Source organism: Salmonella sp. SSDFZ54, assembly GCF_004010735.1.
Classification (GTDB): domain Bacteria; phylum Pseudomonadota; class Gammaproteobacteria; order Enterobacterales; family Enterobacteriaceae; genus Salmonella; species Salmonella enterica.
Window position 1 is genome coordinate 467784 of sequence record NZ_CP034819.1, and the last position, 16600, is coordinate 484383.

The following is a 16600-nucleotide window of genomic DNA, read 5'->3' on the forward strand; positions in this document are numbered from 1 at the left end:
CTCACATGACAAAACCAGTATCAACCATCAAAAAGATCCGCCAGCAGTTCCGTCTGAGTTGCGACAGCGCCGTGCACCAGGCTCTTCACCGGGCAAAACAGCGCTACGGGGCACTGCGTCTGACCGGTGAACTGCATGCTCAGGGTTACTGCTTCAACGTGAAGACCGTGGCAGCCAGCCTGCGTCGTCAGGCGCTGCGGGCGAAAGCTTCGCGGAAGTTTATCCCGGTCAGTTACCGCGAGCATGGCCTGCCGGTGTCGGAGAACCTACAGAAGCAGGATTTTTACGCCAGCGGTCCAAACCAGAAATGGTCGGGTGATACCACCTGTTTACGTACTGATGAAGGCTGGCTGTATCTGACTGTCGTCATTGACCTGTGGTCGCGTGCCGTTACAGTGCCAGTGGCGGTCTCAGCCCGGAACAGTTTGAAAACCAGAACCTCGCTTAGGTCTGTGTCCACATTACGTGGGTAAGATCACTATAATTGTTGGTCATGGTTAGAAGGGGTGAGTAAATGGACACTACTGAACCATTGAATGGTACCTACTTCTACGGCGGGTTATCCAACCTGACACCACAACAACTATGGTGGGCTATCACCATCGCCGTTGTGAGCGAGCATCTGGGGATCTCAGTGGTTGATGCTGCACTGGTTATCTCAGGGCAACCAATTCTACCTACGAGGGGGAAACCTCGTGGGACAACTCCAGTAACATCAATTGCTTCTAAGTACATCAGTAATTGGTTGAACTATAAACTGCCACCTGGGATCAGATTACCAACGTTGACAGGCAAAACCATCAACTCATTACAGCTAAGCTCAACGAATAATTTAGGTCGTTTCGTTGTTCGTAATGTACCCTGGCTCGGTTGGGTTATGACATTCACTACGATTTATGATATCCAGCGTGATATTAAAGATACATTTAATCGTGTGGCGGTTCCTAAAGATCGCATTCAGTGGACGTACTTCTAATGAGAGATATTGAGAAAGAAATTATCGATTTTATCGATCAGGAATATAACACTAAAAAGTACTTTCTCTGTGGGCCAAAGCGAACCATCACGCTTGATATCAGTATTAGGGATGATCTAAAACTCGTTTTTGAAGATAGTGAAGAACTTCTACAAGAGTACTTCAAGCGTTGGAATGTAGATTCAGAAGGATTTGACATACTCAACTATCTGAATCCAGAGTACTTTGGAAGTAAAGAGCCTGATCCGCGTAAACCACTAACGGTTGGTATGCTCGTTGAAAGTGCTAAAGCTGGACGTTGGTTATATAGTTGAAGAATAAGTTACTATATTTTAAATACCCCTTATTTGGGCTGAGTCGCCACGGATAACCTGGACACTTCTGAGTCGTTGGTAGATCTTTTTCTTTATCCGTTCACGCTTCAGTAGCTGGAAAAAGCTTTCTGCAACCGCATTGTCATGACAGTTGCCACGACGGCTCATACTGCCCTCCAGTCCGTGCAATTTCAGCCATTCATAGCGGGTGTACTGACTATCCTGATCAGACTGAACCAGCACCTGTTTTTGGGGATGACGTCGCCATACGGCCATCAGAAGCGCATTCAGGACAATATCTTTTGTCATTCGTGGTTGCATTGACCAACCGATAACTTTGCGCGAGAACAAATCAACGACCACGGCAAGATACAGCCAACCTTCGTGAGTTCGTAATTACGTCAAATTTGCCGTCAGAAGCTGTGCACTACACAGAAAACTCATCTATGCACATAAATAAAAACCCTCTGCAAAAACAGAGGGTTAAATTCACTTTTACCTGTTCATGAAAACACAGGAAGGGTTATCGGCTTATTCCCATTCAATGATTTAGGAACCATCCAACATCTTGTTATCACGGAATTTTATGACAACCATTTCCAGACGATACTGTAATAAATACCGTCAAAATGATGAAATTTGTGATATTAATCATGTTGCTATGATGGTTTACAGACACGCTCTTTAGATTTGTATTATTGCCGTACAACACGCATTTAGGGTTATCAGGCCATGATCAGACGCTTAAACAGCAGTTGCTGCACGTCCTGCCGATGTGCCAGGATCGCATGCGCGGTCACTAACGTTCCGTCTACTGAATACAAAACCCGGTAGCCTTCAGCGTGGTTAAACTCCCGGTATTTGGCGCAGCCAATTTTAAGCAATTCGGGGCAAATCTGGCAGCCCAAGGGGAACTGGCCTACGGTACTCTCAAACTGTGTGAGAATATCTGCGATAACCGGACGTGGCTCAACATCAACACGCTTCAGAAAGCCCGCTATTGTGTCGATGCAGTGCTTTACCGTAAGCGTGTACTCAAAAGTTACCTGCTGTTCCATGGAAATCCCTTAATGTTGAGCGCGCTGCATTTAATCCGCAAGGCTATCCAGCAACTGGTCTTTCGAGAACACGCGCCCTTCCGCTTTATCTTTCTCTGACAGGGTCAGCAATTTCAGCAAAGCAATGGCGTTTTCCCGTTCCTGCTGCTGGTCATAGGACTCTATAACATAAGCAGGCACACCATTTTGTGTGACCAGGATGGGTTCTGACAGATCAAGCGTTGCTGCGTTCTTTTTAACGTAGCTGATTGTCTCTACTTTCATGTTGGTCCGCCTAATGGTCATGTCTCGATTTTAATATAGACTATATTTAGACCACCAACAAGGCCTCATGCCCCCTGTTGACCTTCCCCCTGTAAACAGTGCCAGTCTAAACTGAAGTTTCCGGTCTTTCTTCCATCTCACAGAGAGGCGCATTGTCATGAAAAAGACCCATTATACCGAAGAACAAATCGCGTTTGCCCTGAAACAGGCTGAAACCGGCACCCGCGTCGGGGAAGTCTGCAGAAAGATGGGAATTTCTGAGGCCACATTTTACATCTATGGACTACCTCCGTTTTGCAAGTACTGAATCTGGTTTTGGGTTGTTGCTTACATCTATCCGGCATCAGGAAAATCTGTGCCCAAATGGGTAATCCGCACACAATCGCCTCAACAACTGGACGGCCTCTGAGGCCAGTATAAAAATCAGGTTCCGATTGTGCAGGTGCAACCTGTCATCATTTCTCAGTACGCTGCAACTTTTGCTGGCAGGGGATTAATTTCACACTACCTGATACCCGGTATCATTTCTCAGCATCGACCAGATTATTCTCGCGTTTTTGTTAGCGACCGCCACGGTCGTTTTATTAAATCTGCGCCGTTCCTTTAACCGGTTAACCCACTGATTCATATGACCATCATTGTTATTCGTGGCAACCCTGACGACAGCGCGGGCACCATGAATAAAAAGTGTCCGCAGATGCTTGTCGCCTTTTTTCGTCATATTCATCAGCACCTGCCTGTCGCCACTCGAATGCTGGCGTGGAACCAGACCTGGCCATGCAGCAAAGTGGCGACCATTCTTAAATTCAGTTCCTTTGCCAATAGCAACAACGGCCGTGGCCGTTTCAGGACCAATGCCTTTAACTTTGGCGATACGCTGACAGGCTTCTGATTGCCTGAATACTGTTTCAATTTCCTTATCAAAAAAATGGATCCGACGCCCGGGATCGTTAAAGAGATCATAGAGTTCGGCAATTGTTCTGCGCATACGGGAACTTAGACCGTTTTCTGCATCTTCAAGGATAAGAGGAATAGCACGGCGAGCTCTGGAGACAGCACTGCCAATAGGGATCCCCCGGTCAAGTAACAGCCCCCTTATTTGAAAGACTGTAGCAGTGCGGTGATTGACAATACGCTGCCTTGCCCGGTGTAAAGCCTGGATATCCTGCTGTTCGGGGCTTTTTGGCGGCACGAACTGCATTGTCGGTTGCATCAGAGCCACTACAATGGCCTGTGCATCATTACCATCATTTTTTTGCCCGCGGACAAAGGGTTTTACATACTGAGGACTGATGACCCTTACTTTGTGCCCCAGTTTCTCAAACTCACGCTGCCAGTAATAAAATGCCCCGGTGGACGCTTCGATCCCAATCAGACATGCAGGAATATTTGCCAGCGTCTGGAGCAATTCTTTTCGGCCAGTGCGTTTCGTATAAACCGGTTTGCCGGCCTGGTTTAACCCGCAGAGCTGAAAAACATTTTTGGCCAGATCAATACCCAGAAATACGATATTCATGGTGATTCTCCTGGTGAGCACATTTCGTACAGTTAACCGCAGCGGGAGGAGGTAGTCCATCCCATTAACTGGAAGAAAAAATTTGCCGGGCCGGGCGTGACGGAACTGCGGCGTCTGCGGCAACTGGAGGATGAGAATCAGCGGCTGAAGAAGCTGGTCGCTGAGCTGAGTCTGGACAAGGAGATGCTGCAGGAGGTACTGAAGCAAAAGTTCTGAGGCCGGCTCAGAAGCGCCAGGCGGTGACATTTTTGCGGGAGGCTTACCGTATCAGCGTCCGGCGGGGATGCGGGTTGCTGATGCAGAGCAGAACCGTTTACCACTGGCAGAGCCAGCGTGACGATCGGGCGATAACCCTGCGTATCCGGGAAATAGCGGAAACCCGGACACGCTACGGTTGCCCGCGTATTCATATTCAGTTGCGCCGGGAGGGATGGCCTGTTAACCACAAGAAAGCCCACCGGATTTATTGTCCGGAAGGCCTGAACCTGCGCAGAAAACGCCCCCGCAGACATGTCAGTGCAGCACGCCGTCAGTAGCACCCGGTCCTGACGCATGTCGATCAGTGCTGGAGTATGGATTTTGTGTCAGATAATCTGTTTAACGGGCGGCGTTTTCGGGCGCTGACTGTAGTGGATAATTTTAGTCGGGAATGCCTGGCGAGCCATGCCGGAAAATCGTTAAAAGGCGAGGATGTGGTCAGAATAATGGAGGCACTGCGGGTGCCGGATAAGCGGGTGCCGGTACGAATCCAGACGAATAACAGCAGCGAGTTTATCTCAAAAAGTCTGGATAAATGGGCGTATGAACACGGCGTCACAATGAACTTCTCGCGCCCCGGAAAACCGACAGATAACCCGTTTATTGAATCATTTAACGGCAGTCTGCGGGATGAATGCCTGAACATTCACTGGTTCCTGCCACTGGAAGATGCGCAGGAAAAACTCGACAACTGGCGCAGGGAATACAATCATGAGAGAACGCATTCATCATTAAATGACATGACTCCGGCTGAATTTATCCGAAGTCTCCGGAAAGACGAAGATCTCTGATTTAGCACTGTACTGAATTTGGGCCAGGGTCAGGTTCTGTCACGAGGAAAAAATGTGGCTATCGAACTGGCCTTGATATCCTGAGCGGGATTCTTAAAGTCATGCCCCCGGTTTTTCGCGTATGTATAAACGCTACTGATAATCTCACGCGCCTGTACCGCCGTGGCATTACCGCCACGATCCACGATGCGATCGCATAGGGTTCGAACCATTGACGGCGTAATCTCCGCCATTTGCTTGTTACCCAGAAAAGGAATGATGTCCCGGTCAATAACGGCCTGCTTCATCGATCTCGTGCTGTCCGCAAGGGAGGCACGCTTCATATAGCTGACGGTAAAATTTGCGAAAGTTTCCGCATTTCTGATCTGATTTTTACCGTCACGTTTCTTCACAGCAGGCGACACGCCTGACTTGATCAGCTTTTTGGCGGCAATGAGTTGTTCACGCGCTTCAGCCAGTGAAATACCGTCAGCGCCATACTGTCCAATGGTCAGGGTTTCACGACGGCCATTAATCCGATAATCGTAACGAAATGAGTGAGTTCCGGTGGGCGATACGGCTACATAGAGCCCATCACGATCGGTAACTTTGTAGATTTTTTCCTGCGGTTTAAGTCTTTTAAGCTGGATATCGGTAAGCATACGCTCTCCGGAAACACCGTCAGAATTGACTAATTACTGTATGTATTGACTAATGAGGACTGTCTACTTTTTCGACGATTACGTCAAATTTGCCACCAGAAGCTGTGCACTACACAGAAAACTCATCTATGCACATAAATAAAAACCCTCTGTAAAAACAGAGGGTTAAATTCACCTTTACCTGTTCATGAAAACACAGGAAGGATTATCGGCTTATTCCCACTCAATGGTAGCCGGTGGTTTACCGCTGATGTCATACACCACACGGGAAATCCCGTTGACTTCATTGATGATGCGGTTGGAAACACGACCGAGGAAGTCATACGGCAGGTGCGCCCAGTGTGCGGTCATAAAGTCGATGGTTTCGACGGCACGCAGAGAGACAACCCAGTCATACTTACGACCATCGCCCATGACGCCAACGGAACGGACCGGCAGGAACACGGTAAACGCCTGACTGACTTTGTCGTATAGATCCGCTTTGCGCAGCTCTTCAATGAAGATAGCGTCCGCGCGACGCAGCAGGTCGCAGTACTCTTTCTTCACTTCGCCCAGTACGCGCACGCCGAGGCCCGGCCCCGGGAACGGATGGCGATACAGCATGTCGTACGGCAGGCCCAGCTCCAGACCAATCTTACGTACTTCGTCTTTGAACAGCTCTTTCAGCGGTTCAACCAGCCCCATCTTCATCTCTTTCGGCAGGCCGCCGACATTGTGGTGAGATTTGATGACGTGCGCTTTACCGGTTGCAGACGCCGCAGATTCGATAACGTCAGGATAGATGGTGCCCTGCGCCAGCCATTTCACGTCTTCCAGTTTGAGCGCTTCTTCGTCGAACACTTCAACGAAAACGCGACCGATGATCTTACGCTTGGCTTCCGGATCGTTCTCACCAGCCAGCGCGGACAGGAAGCGATCTTCTGCCGGTACGTGAACAATGTTCAGACCAAAATGGTCGCCAAACATGTCCATCACCTGCTCGGCTTCGTTCAGGCGCAACAGGCCGTTATCGACGAAAACACAGGTCAGATTTTTACCGATCGCGCGGTGCAGCAGCATCGCGGTGACGGAAGAATCCACGCCGCCGGAGAGACCGAGGATCACTTTATCGTCGCCCACCTGCTCACGAATGCGCGCCACGGCGTCATCGATAATTTTCGCCGGCGTCCACAGTGCTTCACACTGGCAGATATCACGCACAAAACGCTCCAGCATGCGCATACCCTGGCGGGTGTGAGTCACTTCCGGGTGGAACTGTACGCCGTAGAAGCGTTTTTCTTCGTTGGCCATAATGGCGAACGGGCAGCTCTCGGTGCTGGCGACGGTCACGAAGTCGGACGGAATCGCCGTCACTTTATCGCCGTGGCTCATCCACACGTCCAGCAGCGGTTTGCCGTCGGCGGTCAGGGAATCTTCAATACCGCGAACCAGCGCGCTGTCGGTCAATACTTCAACCTGCGCGTAACCAAATTCACGCTCATTAGAACCTTCTACATGACCGCCAAGCTGCATCGCCATGGTCTGCATCCCGTAGCAGACGCCAAATACCGGCACGCCTGCTTCAAAGACATACTGCGGCGCGCGCGGGCTGTTTTCTTCGGTGGTGCTTTCCGGGCCGCCGGAAAGAATAATGCCGCTTGGGTTGAAGTCACGAATTTGTGCTTCTGTCACATCCCACGCCCACAGTTCGCAGTAAACACCCAGCTCACGCACGCGGCGCGCAACCAGTTGAGTGTACTGAGAACCGAAGTCCAGAATGAGGATGCGATGCTTATGAATGTTTTCCGTCATTGACGCTTATTCCGAGGCAAGTGAAACAGATTAAATAAATCGCCCGACGCGAAGGTCGGGCGAAGAAAATCAGGAGCCCAGACGGTAGTTCGGGGACTCTTTGGTGATGGTCACGTCGTGAACGTGGCTTTCCTGGATACCCGCACCGCTGATACGCACAAACTCCGCTTTAGTACGCAGTTCGTCGATGGTAGCACAACCGGTCAGCCCCATACAGGAGCGCAGGCCGCCCATCTGCTGGTGAATGATCTCTTTCAGGCGACCTTTATAGGCTACGCGGCCTTCGATACCTTCCGGCACCAGTTTGTCGGCGGCGTTGTCGCTCTGGAAGTAACGGTCGGAGGAACCTTTGGACATCGCGCCCAGCGAGCCCATCCCGCGGTAAGATTTGTACGAACGGCCCTGGTAGAGTTCGATTTCGCCCGGGGATTCTTCGGTACCGGCCAGCATAGAGCCCACCATTACCGCGCTCGCGCCTGCGGCGATGGCTTTGGCGATATCGCCGGAGAAGCGGATACCGCCGTCAGCGATAACCGGAATCCCGGTGCCTTCCAGCGCTTCAACTGCGTCAGAAACAGCGGTGATTTGCGGAACGCCCACGCCAGTCACGATACGAGTGGTACAGATGGAACCCGGGCCGATACCCACTTTCACCGCGCTGCAACCGGCTTCCGCCAGTGCGCGAGCGCCTGCGCCAGTGGCGACGTTGCCGCCGATGATTTGCAGGTCAGGATATTTAGCGCGCGTCTCACGGATACGTTGCAACACGCCTTCTGAATGACCGTGAGAGGAGTCGATCAGCAGAACGTCAACGCCTGCCGCCACCAGCGCGTCAACGCGCTCTTCGTTGCCCGCGCCTGCGCCGACCGCCGCGCCGACACGTAAACGGCCCTGCTCATCTTTACAGGAGTTTGGTTTACGTTCCGCTTTCTGGAAATCTTTTACGGTAATCATGCCAAGCAGATGGAAGTTATCATCAACGACCAGCGCTTTTTCTACGCGTTTTTCGTGCATTTTTGCCAGCACGACTTCACGGGCTTCGCCTTCACGAACGGTCACCAGACGCTCTTTCGGCGTCATGTAGACACTCACCGGCTGGTTCAGGTCAGTCACAAAACGCACGTCACGACCGGTGATGATCCCTACCAGCTCGTTATCTTCAGTCACCACCGGATAGCCCGCAAAACCGTTACGCTCGGTCAGGGCTTTCACTTCATGCAACGTGGTGGTTGGCAGGACGGTCTGCGGGTCGGTCACTACGCCGGACTCGTGTTTCTTCACGCGGCGAACTTCTTCCGCCTGGCGCTCAATGGACATGTTTTTGTGGATAAAACCAATGCCGCCTTCCTGGGCCAGGGCAATTGCCAGGCGCGCTTCCGTCACGGTGTCCATCGCCGCAGAAAGCATAGGAATATTCAGACGAATAGTTTTCGTCAACTGCGTGCTGAGATCGGCAGTATTCGGCAAAACGGTGGAGTGAGCGGGAACAAGGAGGACGTCGTCAAACGTCAGGGCTTCTTTAGCGATACGTAGCATGGGCAATATCTCACCTGGGAGGTTAATAAATATTGCCGCGGCATTATACAGAACGTAATCGGTTGCATCTACATTTTTTTGCAAATAGTGCTTGCGATCCCCCGTGAGCAGGTTACTATCGATTGAATAACCTGCTGATTTAGAATTTGATCCCGCTCACATGTTATCCTCTCAAACTTCCTCAATTTTTACCGTAAGCCGCCTTAACCAGACGGTTCGTCTGCTGTTAGAACAGGAGATGGGACAGGTATGGATCAGCGGCGAGATTTCTAATTTCACGCAGCCTGCGTCGGGTCACTGGTACTTTACGCTCAAAGACGATACCGCTCAGGTGCGCTGTGCGATGTTCCGTAACAGCAACCGCCGGGTGACGTTCCGCCCGCAGCACGGGCAGCAGGTGCTGGTACGCGCCAACATTACGCTGTACGAGCCGCGCGGCGATTATCAAATCATCGCCGAAAGTATGCAGCCGGCTGGCGAAGGCTTGTTGCAGCAGAAATATGAGCAGCTAAAAGCCAAACTCCAGGCCGAAGGCTTGTTCGATCAGCAGCATAAACAACCGTTGCCCTCCCCGGCCCACTGCGTGGGGGTGATCACCTCGAAAACCGGCGCGGCGCTGCACGATATTCTCCACGTGCTAAAGCGTCGTGACCCATCCCTGCCCGTAATTATCTACCCGACGGCGGTCCAGGGCGACGACGCGCCGGGGCAGATCGTTCGTGCTATCGAACTGGCGAACGCGCGGGGCGAGTGTGATGTACTGATCGTCGGACGCGGCGGCGGTTCGCTGGAAGATTTGTGGAGTTTTAACGACGAACGCGTGGCGCGGGCGATTTTTGCCAGCCGCATTCCGGTAGTCAGCGCCGTCGGCCACGAAACCGACGTCACGATAGCTGATTTTGTCGCCGACCTGCGCGCGCCTACGCCATCAGCAGCGGCAGAAATTGTCAGCCGTAACCAGCAGGAGTTGTTGCGTCAGATCCAGTCCGCCCAGCAGCGTCTGGGCATGGCGATGGACTACTACCTCGCCAACCGCAGCCGTCGTTTCACGCAGATTTTTCACCGTCTGCAACAGCAACATCCGCAACTGCGTCTGGCCCGTCAGCAAACCGCGCTGGAACGTCTACGCCAACGGATGGGATTTGCGCTTGAGGCCAGGATTAAGCAGGCCACTCAGCGTCAGCAACGCGTAAGTCAACGCCTGAGCCAGCAAAATCCGCAGCCGCGCATTCACCGCGCGCAGTCGCGCATCCAACAGCTGGAATATCGTCTGACGGAGAATATCCGCTCACGGTTAAGCGAACAGCGCGAGCGTTTCGGCAACGCGGTCACGCATCTGGAGGCGGTCAGCCCGTTAGCCACGCTGGCGCGCGGCTATACGGTTTCGACGACAACGGACGGCAAGGTGCTGAAAAAGATCAAACAGGTCAAAGCAGGCGATATCATGACTACGCGACTGGAGGACGGCTGGCTTGAAAGTGAAGTCAAATCCGTCACGTCGGGCACGTAATCCAATATTCCCCCACCCTCGGCAGCGCAATGTCAGGTTTCGGTTTCTCCTCAGCCAACCTACGCGCCACGTCGGATAAGGTGTAGCCGCAATCCGACGATCAACCGGTTTGTCATTCGCCTCAAAACCGGGCAGGGAATACCCGCCCGGTTTTGTCTAACTTACCAGTTATAGCGCAGATTCAGGCTACCGTTCAGATCGCCAAAATCATTGCTGCCAGTCTGCCCGGCAACCTGAGCGCGAACGCTCCACTGCTTATCGATATCTGCCTGCAGACCCACTTTCAGCTCCGCACGGTTAGCCGGAAGATCCTGTTTTACCGTGGCATCATCAAACGATACCGACACATCATCGCTGGTGTGCAGCCAGTTAGCTTCAGCAAACGGCTGGATAACCGTACGGCTGCCTTTGTACAGCTTGCCGTCAACACGCAGACCCAGGCGCGTTGTCCAACTGTCGCCATCCTGATCGTCGATCCGGGTGCCGTAGTTATCCTTCACGCTATCCGCTGAGTAGTTCTGCCAGACAACCTGCGCCTGCGGCGTCAGACTGACGGTATTGCCGTTGCTAATCGCAATATCGTAGCGATAGCCGGTTTCCAGCGAGACGGCGTTAGCGGTTGAGTCGTAGGATTCAGAACCCGTATCGCCGCTCTCTACGCTGTTGTTGTAGAAACCGTATTGATACCAGCTGTCGACATACACGCCGCTATGCGTCTGCGCATCGGCAAACCAGGTGGCATAGACGCCGAGGTTGTAGCCGTCTACGTTGCCGCTGCTTGTGAACTGGCTACCGTCCGCGCCGCGGTTACCGGTGCTGTCGGTATCGGCGTTGATGTAGCTGGCCATGACGCCAACGGTAAAGCTCTGCTGGCCGTTACCCCAGGCCAGAATGTCGCCGCCTAACTGGAACTGAGAGTAGTTGCTGTCCATGTCGATATTGCCGCTGACAGCCTCTGATTCCGCTTTACCTGCTTTGAAGCGCGCCCAGACGCTGCCATCTGCGTTACGATACTGGCTGCCTTCGCGGTCGTAGAGGGTCTGCATTTGCAGGTTACGCGCCATCCACTGGTTGCCGAGGTAGGCGCCGATATCCGCGCGGTACTGCGGTGTAACATCGCCGCCATCGTCAGGAGGCGTCACATCACCGCCATCGTCAGGAGGCGTTACATCGCCACCATCATCGTCGCTGTCGTCATCGTCAGACTGTGCTTTTGACGCCAGATACCAGTCGCTATCACTTTCATTCTGGTACAGACGGTAGGTATACAGACCGGCGTTAACCTCATTTTTTAGCTCAAACGCATCGCTGGTCGATACGCCGCCAACATCCACCACTTCGATACCGTTAGTGGTCTGCGCCCCATCGCCGATACCGTTGATGTACAGATCGGTTGTGCCGGAGGCATCGCCAGTAATCACCAGCTTATCGGTCGCCGAATCATCGTCGCCCAGTACGGTATTCAGGTAAAGCGAGCCGCCGTTGCCGGTATAATCGCCGTCAACATAAAGCTCATTGCCTGGCGTGCTGGAGGAGCTGCCGCTGGCGATCGTCCCCATGTTGACCAGATCGCCATTGAGGGTGAAGATAGCGCCTGTCTCCTCGCTGTCGCCGAAGACCAGCGTCCCTTCATTGGTCACCTTACCGTTAACGGCCGTACCGTTGCTGCCGCCGAAGGTCGCCCCGGAGGCGACGTTTACTGCCTGCTGGCTGCCCATTTCGCCAATCGTACCGTCCCCGGACAGCCACAGCGTGCCTTCCTGTACGTTGGTATCGCCGCTATAGGTATTCGCGCCGCTCAGCGTCAGTTTACCCGCGCCCAGTTTGATTAGCGTTTTGCCATCCCAGCCGTCGTTGCCGGTTTGGTCGGCCAGCACGCTGGTGACTTCAAAACTGTCGCCCGCGCCCAGGGTAAAGGTGCCGTGTGCTGCCGTCGCTGACGTGGCGGTCGCATTCCAGCTCAGCCCTTCGGTCAGCAGATATTCTGACGCATCTTCAGGATTGATTGTCCCGGTCATGGTCAGATAGTCCGGCTTGTCGGCGAGGTTCATCGTCAGGCTGGCGAAGTCGCCGCTGATATCGCTGGTCATATCCATCAGCTTAAAGGACTGGAACTCCGCGTCGGAAGCGCGCGCTTGTAGGCTATCGTCGCTGACGATCAAATCGCCGCCAAGCGTGGCACTGCCGCCGGTAATCAGCGGTTGCACTGAGTCACTATTCAGCTCAACGTTCAGCGTACTGCCATCTTGCTGAATTAACGCGCTGTCGCCGAGATCCAACGAGGTGCCGAGCGCCAGTTGGGTCGTCGCGCCGCTATGAGTGGTGATGCCGCCCACCGCGCTGACTTCGCCGTCTACGTCCAGCACCAGCGTGGCGTTATTGTCTACCAGACCGGTGCCCAGCGCCGTCGTACTGGCGGCGACCAGCGTACCTTCATTGATGGTGGTGCCGCCGCTGTAGTCGTTGTCGCCGGAGAGGATCAGCGTGCCTGCGCCTTCTTTGGTCAGCGATTTACCGTCCCATCTGCTACCCGGATCCAGCGTGTCATCAACGTCTGTCAGTGTAGCCGCAACGTTAAAGCTGCCGTCAGGGTCGCTCAGGGTAAAGGTGCCGTGGGCGTCGGTAGTGGCGTTGTCTCTGTCCGCATACCAGGAAAGGGAGGCCGTCAGGTCATAGTTGGTGTTGTCCGTTTCATCGACTTTTCCGTCGATAGTCAGGAAGTCAACATCTTCGCGGTTCATCCCTGCAATGGTCAGATCGTCGAAATCGCTCGTAATGGCGCTGTCGCTGTCAATCAGCGTGTAGGTGTATGCCTCAGGCGTCCAACTGTCCGTAACGCTGCCGATGCCGGTAACATTCAGAGTGCCGCCCAGCGTGACGCTGTCGGCGGTAATGGCGCTTTTACCGTTGGCCTTACTGAGGTCAATATTCAGCGTACTATCGGCTTGCTGAGTCAGCGAGTCGACGTTGAGCGTCGTACCTTTGGCCAGCTCAGTCGTTGCTCCAGACTGGGTCGTGACATTTGCAAGGTTGAATTCGCCCTCCGCTTCCAGCTTCAGCGTACCACTGTTGTCGATATCGCCGCTGCCCAGCGCGTTGACGTTGGCGGCAATCAGCGTGCCGTCAGAGATAGTGGTGCCGCCGGAGTAACTGTTATCGCCGCTTAGCGTCAGCTCGCCGGTACCGGTTTTCACCAGCGAACCGGTGCCGGAAAGCGTATTTTCCAGCTCGCCCTCGCCCACCTTAAGCACGCCGCTGTTGTCGATATCGCCGCTGCCTAACGAATCCGCATGGTCAGCCGTCAGCGTACCGCCGGAAATAGTGGTGCCGCCGGAGTAATTGTTATCGCCGGTCACGATCAGCTCATCGCTACCGCTTTTGACAATTTGGCCCTCGCCGGTCACGTTGTTATCCAGCGTTCCCTGGCTCAGCGCAAGCGTTGCGTTTTCTGCAATCGTCACATCGCCAGTGCCGAGCGAGGCGGCGTCTTTGGCGGCCAGAATACCGCCGTCAATTTCAGTGTCGCCGTAGTCATTGCCGGTGTTGCTGAGGATCAGCGTGCCGTCGCCTTGTTTGGTTAGCTTGCTGCCATCCCAGTCGGAGGTAGCCGTGGTTTCGTCCAGTTCGCTGGTGACGGTAAAGGTACTGTCTGCATCAACGGTAAAAGTGCCATGCGCAGCGCGCGCAGAATTTGCGCCCGCGTACCAACTCAAGCCCGTAGACAACTCGTAGTTGGTATTATCATTCGCATCAACGCCCGCGTTGATCGTGAGGTAATCCGGCATAGCGGAAATGTCGGCATCCAGCGTTACGCTGTCAAAATCGGTAGTGATCGCAGTTTGCGAATCAATCAGCGTGACCGATCCAAAGTGTTCGTCGGTTTCGGGCGCGACAAAGGTGGCCGTTGAGCTAAGGTTCAGCGTCCCGTCCAGCGTGACGTTGGCGGCTTTGATTATTGGCGAGCTGTTGGCGGTATCCAGCGTCGCGTTTATCTGGCTGCCGTCCTGCAAGGTCAGGGTATTATCCACCGTCAGCAGCGTACCTGTCGAACCGCTCGCGTTGCCCAGCGTAATGCCGCCGTCGTTGGTCAGGTTGCCGACGGTTGACGGGTCGGTCATGTTCCACAGGCTGGTGTCGTCGAGCGACAATGAACTGTTCAGGCCGTTGACGCTCCCTTGCAGTGAGGATTTTTCGGCCAGCGACAAGGCCGATACTGTGCTCCCCGCTTCAATGTTGCCATTCAGCGTTGTGTTTTTGGCCTCTACGGTTGCCGCATTATCCAGTTTAATAGCCGTTGGGCCGGTCAATGTGCTGTCGGTTAGTGTAATGGGCGTTTCTATCACCGTGTTTTTATCAACGTGCAGCGCGGCGGCGTCTGATGAAGTCACGTCCGCATTTTCGACCGTCAGCCCGGAGATATTGCTGTAAAAGGTGCTACCTCCCGTGGTCATCAAAATGCCATCGCCTTTGGCTTCGACGGTGGCACCGTCAATGTTGACGGAAGATCTCGCGCTTTTAATGCCTATGCCTTCGGATTTAATGAACATTGAGCTTTTATTGTCGCCGGAAATATTCACCGTTGAGGCGTTAGCGGCCTCAATGGCGGCGCCTTTGGCATTATCGTGCGTGACGGTAGAGTTCGTAATATCAAGAACGCCCTTGTTGGACGCAATAACAGTACTGTCTGTACCCGTGGAACTCACTGCACTACCGTCCACCTCCAGCCAGGAGTTGTATGTCGTATCGCCAACCACACGCACTTGGCCGTTTGTCAGCGTGATTGTGCTGCCGCCCTCAATTCTCAGCGTACTTCCTTCTTGCGATGTTAAGTCACTGGTATTTTCCGTTGTCGCCTTAACCTCAGTCCCTATCAAGGTTGCTTTTGACTCGCCATTGAGCGTCAGGACACCATAGTTCCCCCCGATCTGGATGATTCCCCCCGTTAGTGTCATGCTACTTTGTTCTTTGAGATCGATGCCGGCAGTGTAGATTCCTGTCGTAGTGATTTGTGCGTCGGTAAGGTTAAGCGTCGCCCCTTTGTTAAGCGAAACCGCCGTGCCGATCGCACGAGTACTACCTGAGAGGATGTCTCCACCGCCGTCTGTTTCAATCACAACATCCGTGCCTGTACCCGACGTTGCCTGCCAGCCCCCCTTATCCGTTGGCAGACCTTCCAGAGACAGTGCTGTACCCTGGCCGGTACCTGAATAAGAGATTGGAGACGTTTCTGTGCTCAGGTCATGCTTGGTTCCGTCAATGTAGGACACCTGATTGTCGGCCATGGCCAACGGGCTGAAAAATCCGAGCGCCGCAGCCACGGCGCAAGCCAGCACATTGCGCGTTGCTTTTATTATTTGTCCATATTCGGACTTTTTATTTGGGGAATGGGTTTCACTCGCGCATACTTGCGCTTTAACTTTGCTGTGGCCTCGCGCCAGTTCTGAAGCCACAACATACATATTTCGCACGGCGCTCCAGACAATACTGTAGGTCCTGTTCAATTTTTAAATTTCCTTTTAATAACGTTCACGAAGCAAACTGGATTTTGATTGGCTGTAAATAGCTTTTAAATGGTGTATATAAATGAGATAAATAGTAAATGATAAAAATATGGTTTTATGAATGATTGCAATCACCTGTAACAATATATTATCAAAGCCAAATTATTAACCAATTTCAAGGCCTATTTCAATATCAGGTCAACTTTTGATTAATTTATAATTGATATAAATATATCCATCTCTTTTATATATATTTATATTGTGAATATCATTTAATGATTTCATATATTGAGATAAATAGATGCGCGAGGCAAAAAGGGGTAATTATCATGCGACACCTGGCGTTATTTTAAATATACTCGTCATACTTCAAGTTGCATGTGCTGCGGCTGCGTTCCTTCACCCCAGTCACTTACTTTAGTAAGCTCCCGGGGATTCGCTCGC

General features: G+C 52.8%; 8 protein-coding genes and 6 pseudogenes. 6 read left to right on the forward strand and 8 right to left on the reverse strand.

What is annotated here, in order from left to right; translation table 11 throughout:
- Positions 1–38: 38 nt before the first annotated feature.
- The 3 genes and pseudogenes from EOS97_RS02240 to EOS97_RS02255 all read left to right on the forward strand — a co-directional run.
- Positions 39–419: pseudogene (locus tag EOS97_RS02240) on the forward strand (IS3 family transposase); the annotation flags it as partial.
- A 95-nt stretch (positions 420–514) separates the two neighbouring features.
- Positions 515–976, forward strand: coding sequence for an STM2901 family protein (locus EOS97_RS27445; protein WP_000381627.1), 462 nt, complete (start codon positions 515–517; stop codon positions 974–976).
- The gene (locus EOS97_RS02255) at positions 961–1290 is read left to right on the forward strand and encodes a DUF1493 family protein (RefSeq protein ID WP_077906517.1); all 330 of its coding nucleotides are present in this window, start codon (positions 961–963) and stop codon (positions 1288–1290) included. The genes EOS97_RS27445 and EOS97_RS02255 overlap by 16 nt, the downstream gene beginning before the upstream one ends.
- A gap of 78 nt (positions 1291–1368) precedes the next feature.
- Here the strand turns inward: EOS97_RS02255 and EOS97_RS02260 are convergent.
- The 3 genes and pseudogenes from EOS97_RS02260 to EOS97_RS02270 form a co-directional block, all read right to left on the reverse strand.
- Positions 1369–1698, reverse strand: a pseudogene (locus EOS97_RS02260) (DDE-type integrase/transposase/recombinase); the annotation flags it as partial.
- Positions 1699–2015: 317 nt separating this feature from the next.
- Positions 2016–2183, reverse strand: a pseudogene (locus EOS97_RS27030) (type II toxin-antitoxin system RelE/ParE family toxin); the annotation flags it as partial.
- A 195-nt stretch (positions 2184–2378) separates the two neighbouring features.
- The gene (locus EOS97_RS02270; protein ID WP_000862030.1) at positions 2379–2612 is read right to left on the reverse strand and encodes a type II toxin-antitoxin system Phd/YefM family antitoxin; all 234 of its coding nucleotides are present in this window, start codon (positions 2610–2612) and stop codon (positions 2379–2381) included.
- Between the two features lie 157 nt (positions 2613–2769).
- On the opposite strand from EOS97_RS02270, the pseudogene EOS97_RS02275 reads away from it, so the two are divergent.
- Positions 2770–2886: pseudogene (locus tag EOS97_RS02275) on the forward strand (transposase); the annotation flags it as partial.
- Between the two features lie 225 nt (positions 2887–3111).
- On the opposite strand, the gene EOS97_RS02280 reads toward EOS97_RS02275, so the two are convergent.
- On the reverse strand, positions 3112–4128 hold the full coding sequence (locus tag EOS97_RS02280) for an IS110 family transposase (RefSeq protein ID WP_023165827.1): 1017 nt from the start codon (positions 4126–4128) through the stop codon (positions 3112–3114).
- Positions 4129–4194: 66 nt separating this feature from the next.
- Here EOS97_RS02280 and EOS97_RS02285 point away from each other — a divergent pair.
- Positions 4195–5177 (forward strand): annotated as a pseudogene (locus EOS97_RS02285) (IS3 family transposase); the annotation flags it as partial.
- A 32-nt stretch (positions 5178–5209) separates the two neighbouring features.
- Here the strand turns inward: EOS97_RS02285 and EOS97_RS02290 are convergent.
- From EOS97_RS02290 to guaB, 3 genes and pseudogenes are all read right to left on the reverse strand, one after another.
- A pseudogene (locus tag EOS97_RS02290) lies at positions 5210–5818 on the reverse strand (tyrosine-type recombinase/integrase); the annotation flags it as partial.
- A 213-nt stretch (positions 5819–6031) separates the two neighbouring features.
- Entirely contained in the window at positions 6032–7609 is a 1578-nt protein-coding gene (gene guaA / locus EOS97_RS02295; RefSeq protein WP_000138293.1) for a glutamine-hydrolyzing GMP synthase, read from the reverse strand.
- A 69-nt stretch (positions 7610–7678) separates the two neighbouring features.
- Complete coding sequence (gene guaB, locus EOS97_RS02300; RefSeq protein ID WP_000944174.1) at positions 7679–9145, reverse strand: IMP dehydrogenase; 1467 nt, start codon at positions 9143–9145, stop codon at positions 7679–7681.
- Between the two features lie 160 nt (positions 9146–9305).
- On the opposite strand from guaB, the gene xseA reads away from it, so the two are divergent.
- Positions 9306–10655, forward strand: coding sequence for an exodeoxyribonuclease VII large subunit (gene xseA, locus EOS97_RS02305; protein WP_000953170.1), 1350 nt, complete (start codon positions 9306–9308; stop codon positions 10653–10655).
- A 161-nt stretch (positions 10656–10816) separates the two neighbouring features.
- On the opposite strand, the gene EOS97_RS02310 is transcribed toward xseA, so the two are convergent.
- Complete coding sequence (locus EOS97_RS02310) at positions 10817–16156, reverse strand: autotransporter outer membrane beta-barrel domain-containing protein (RefSeq protein WP_071785277.1); 5340 nt, start codon at positions 16154–16156, stop codon at positions 10817–10819.
- Positions 16157–16600 lie beyond the last annotated feature (444 nt).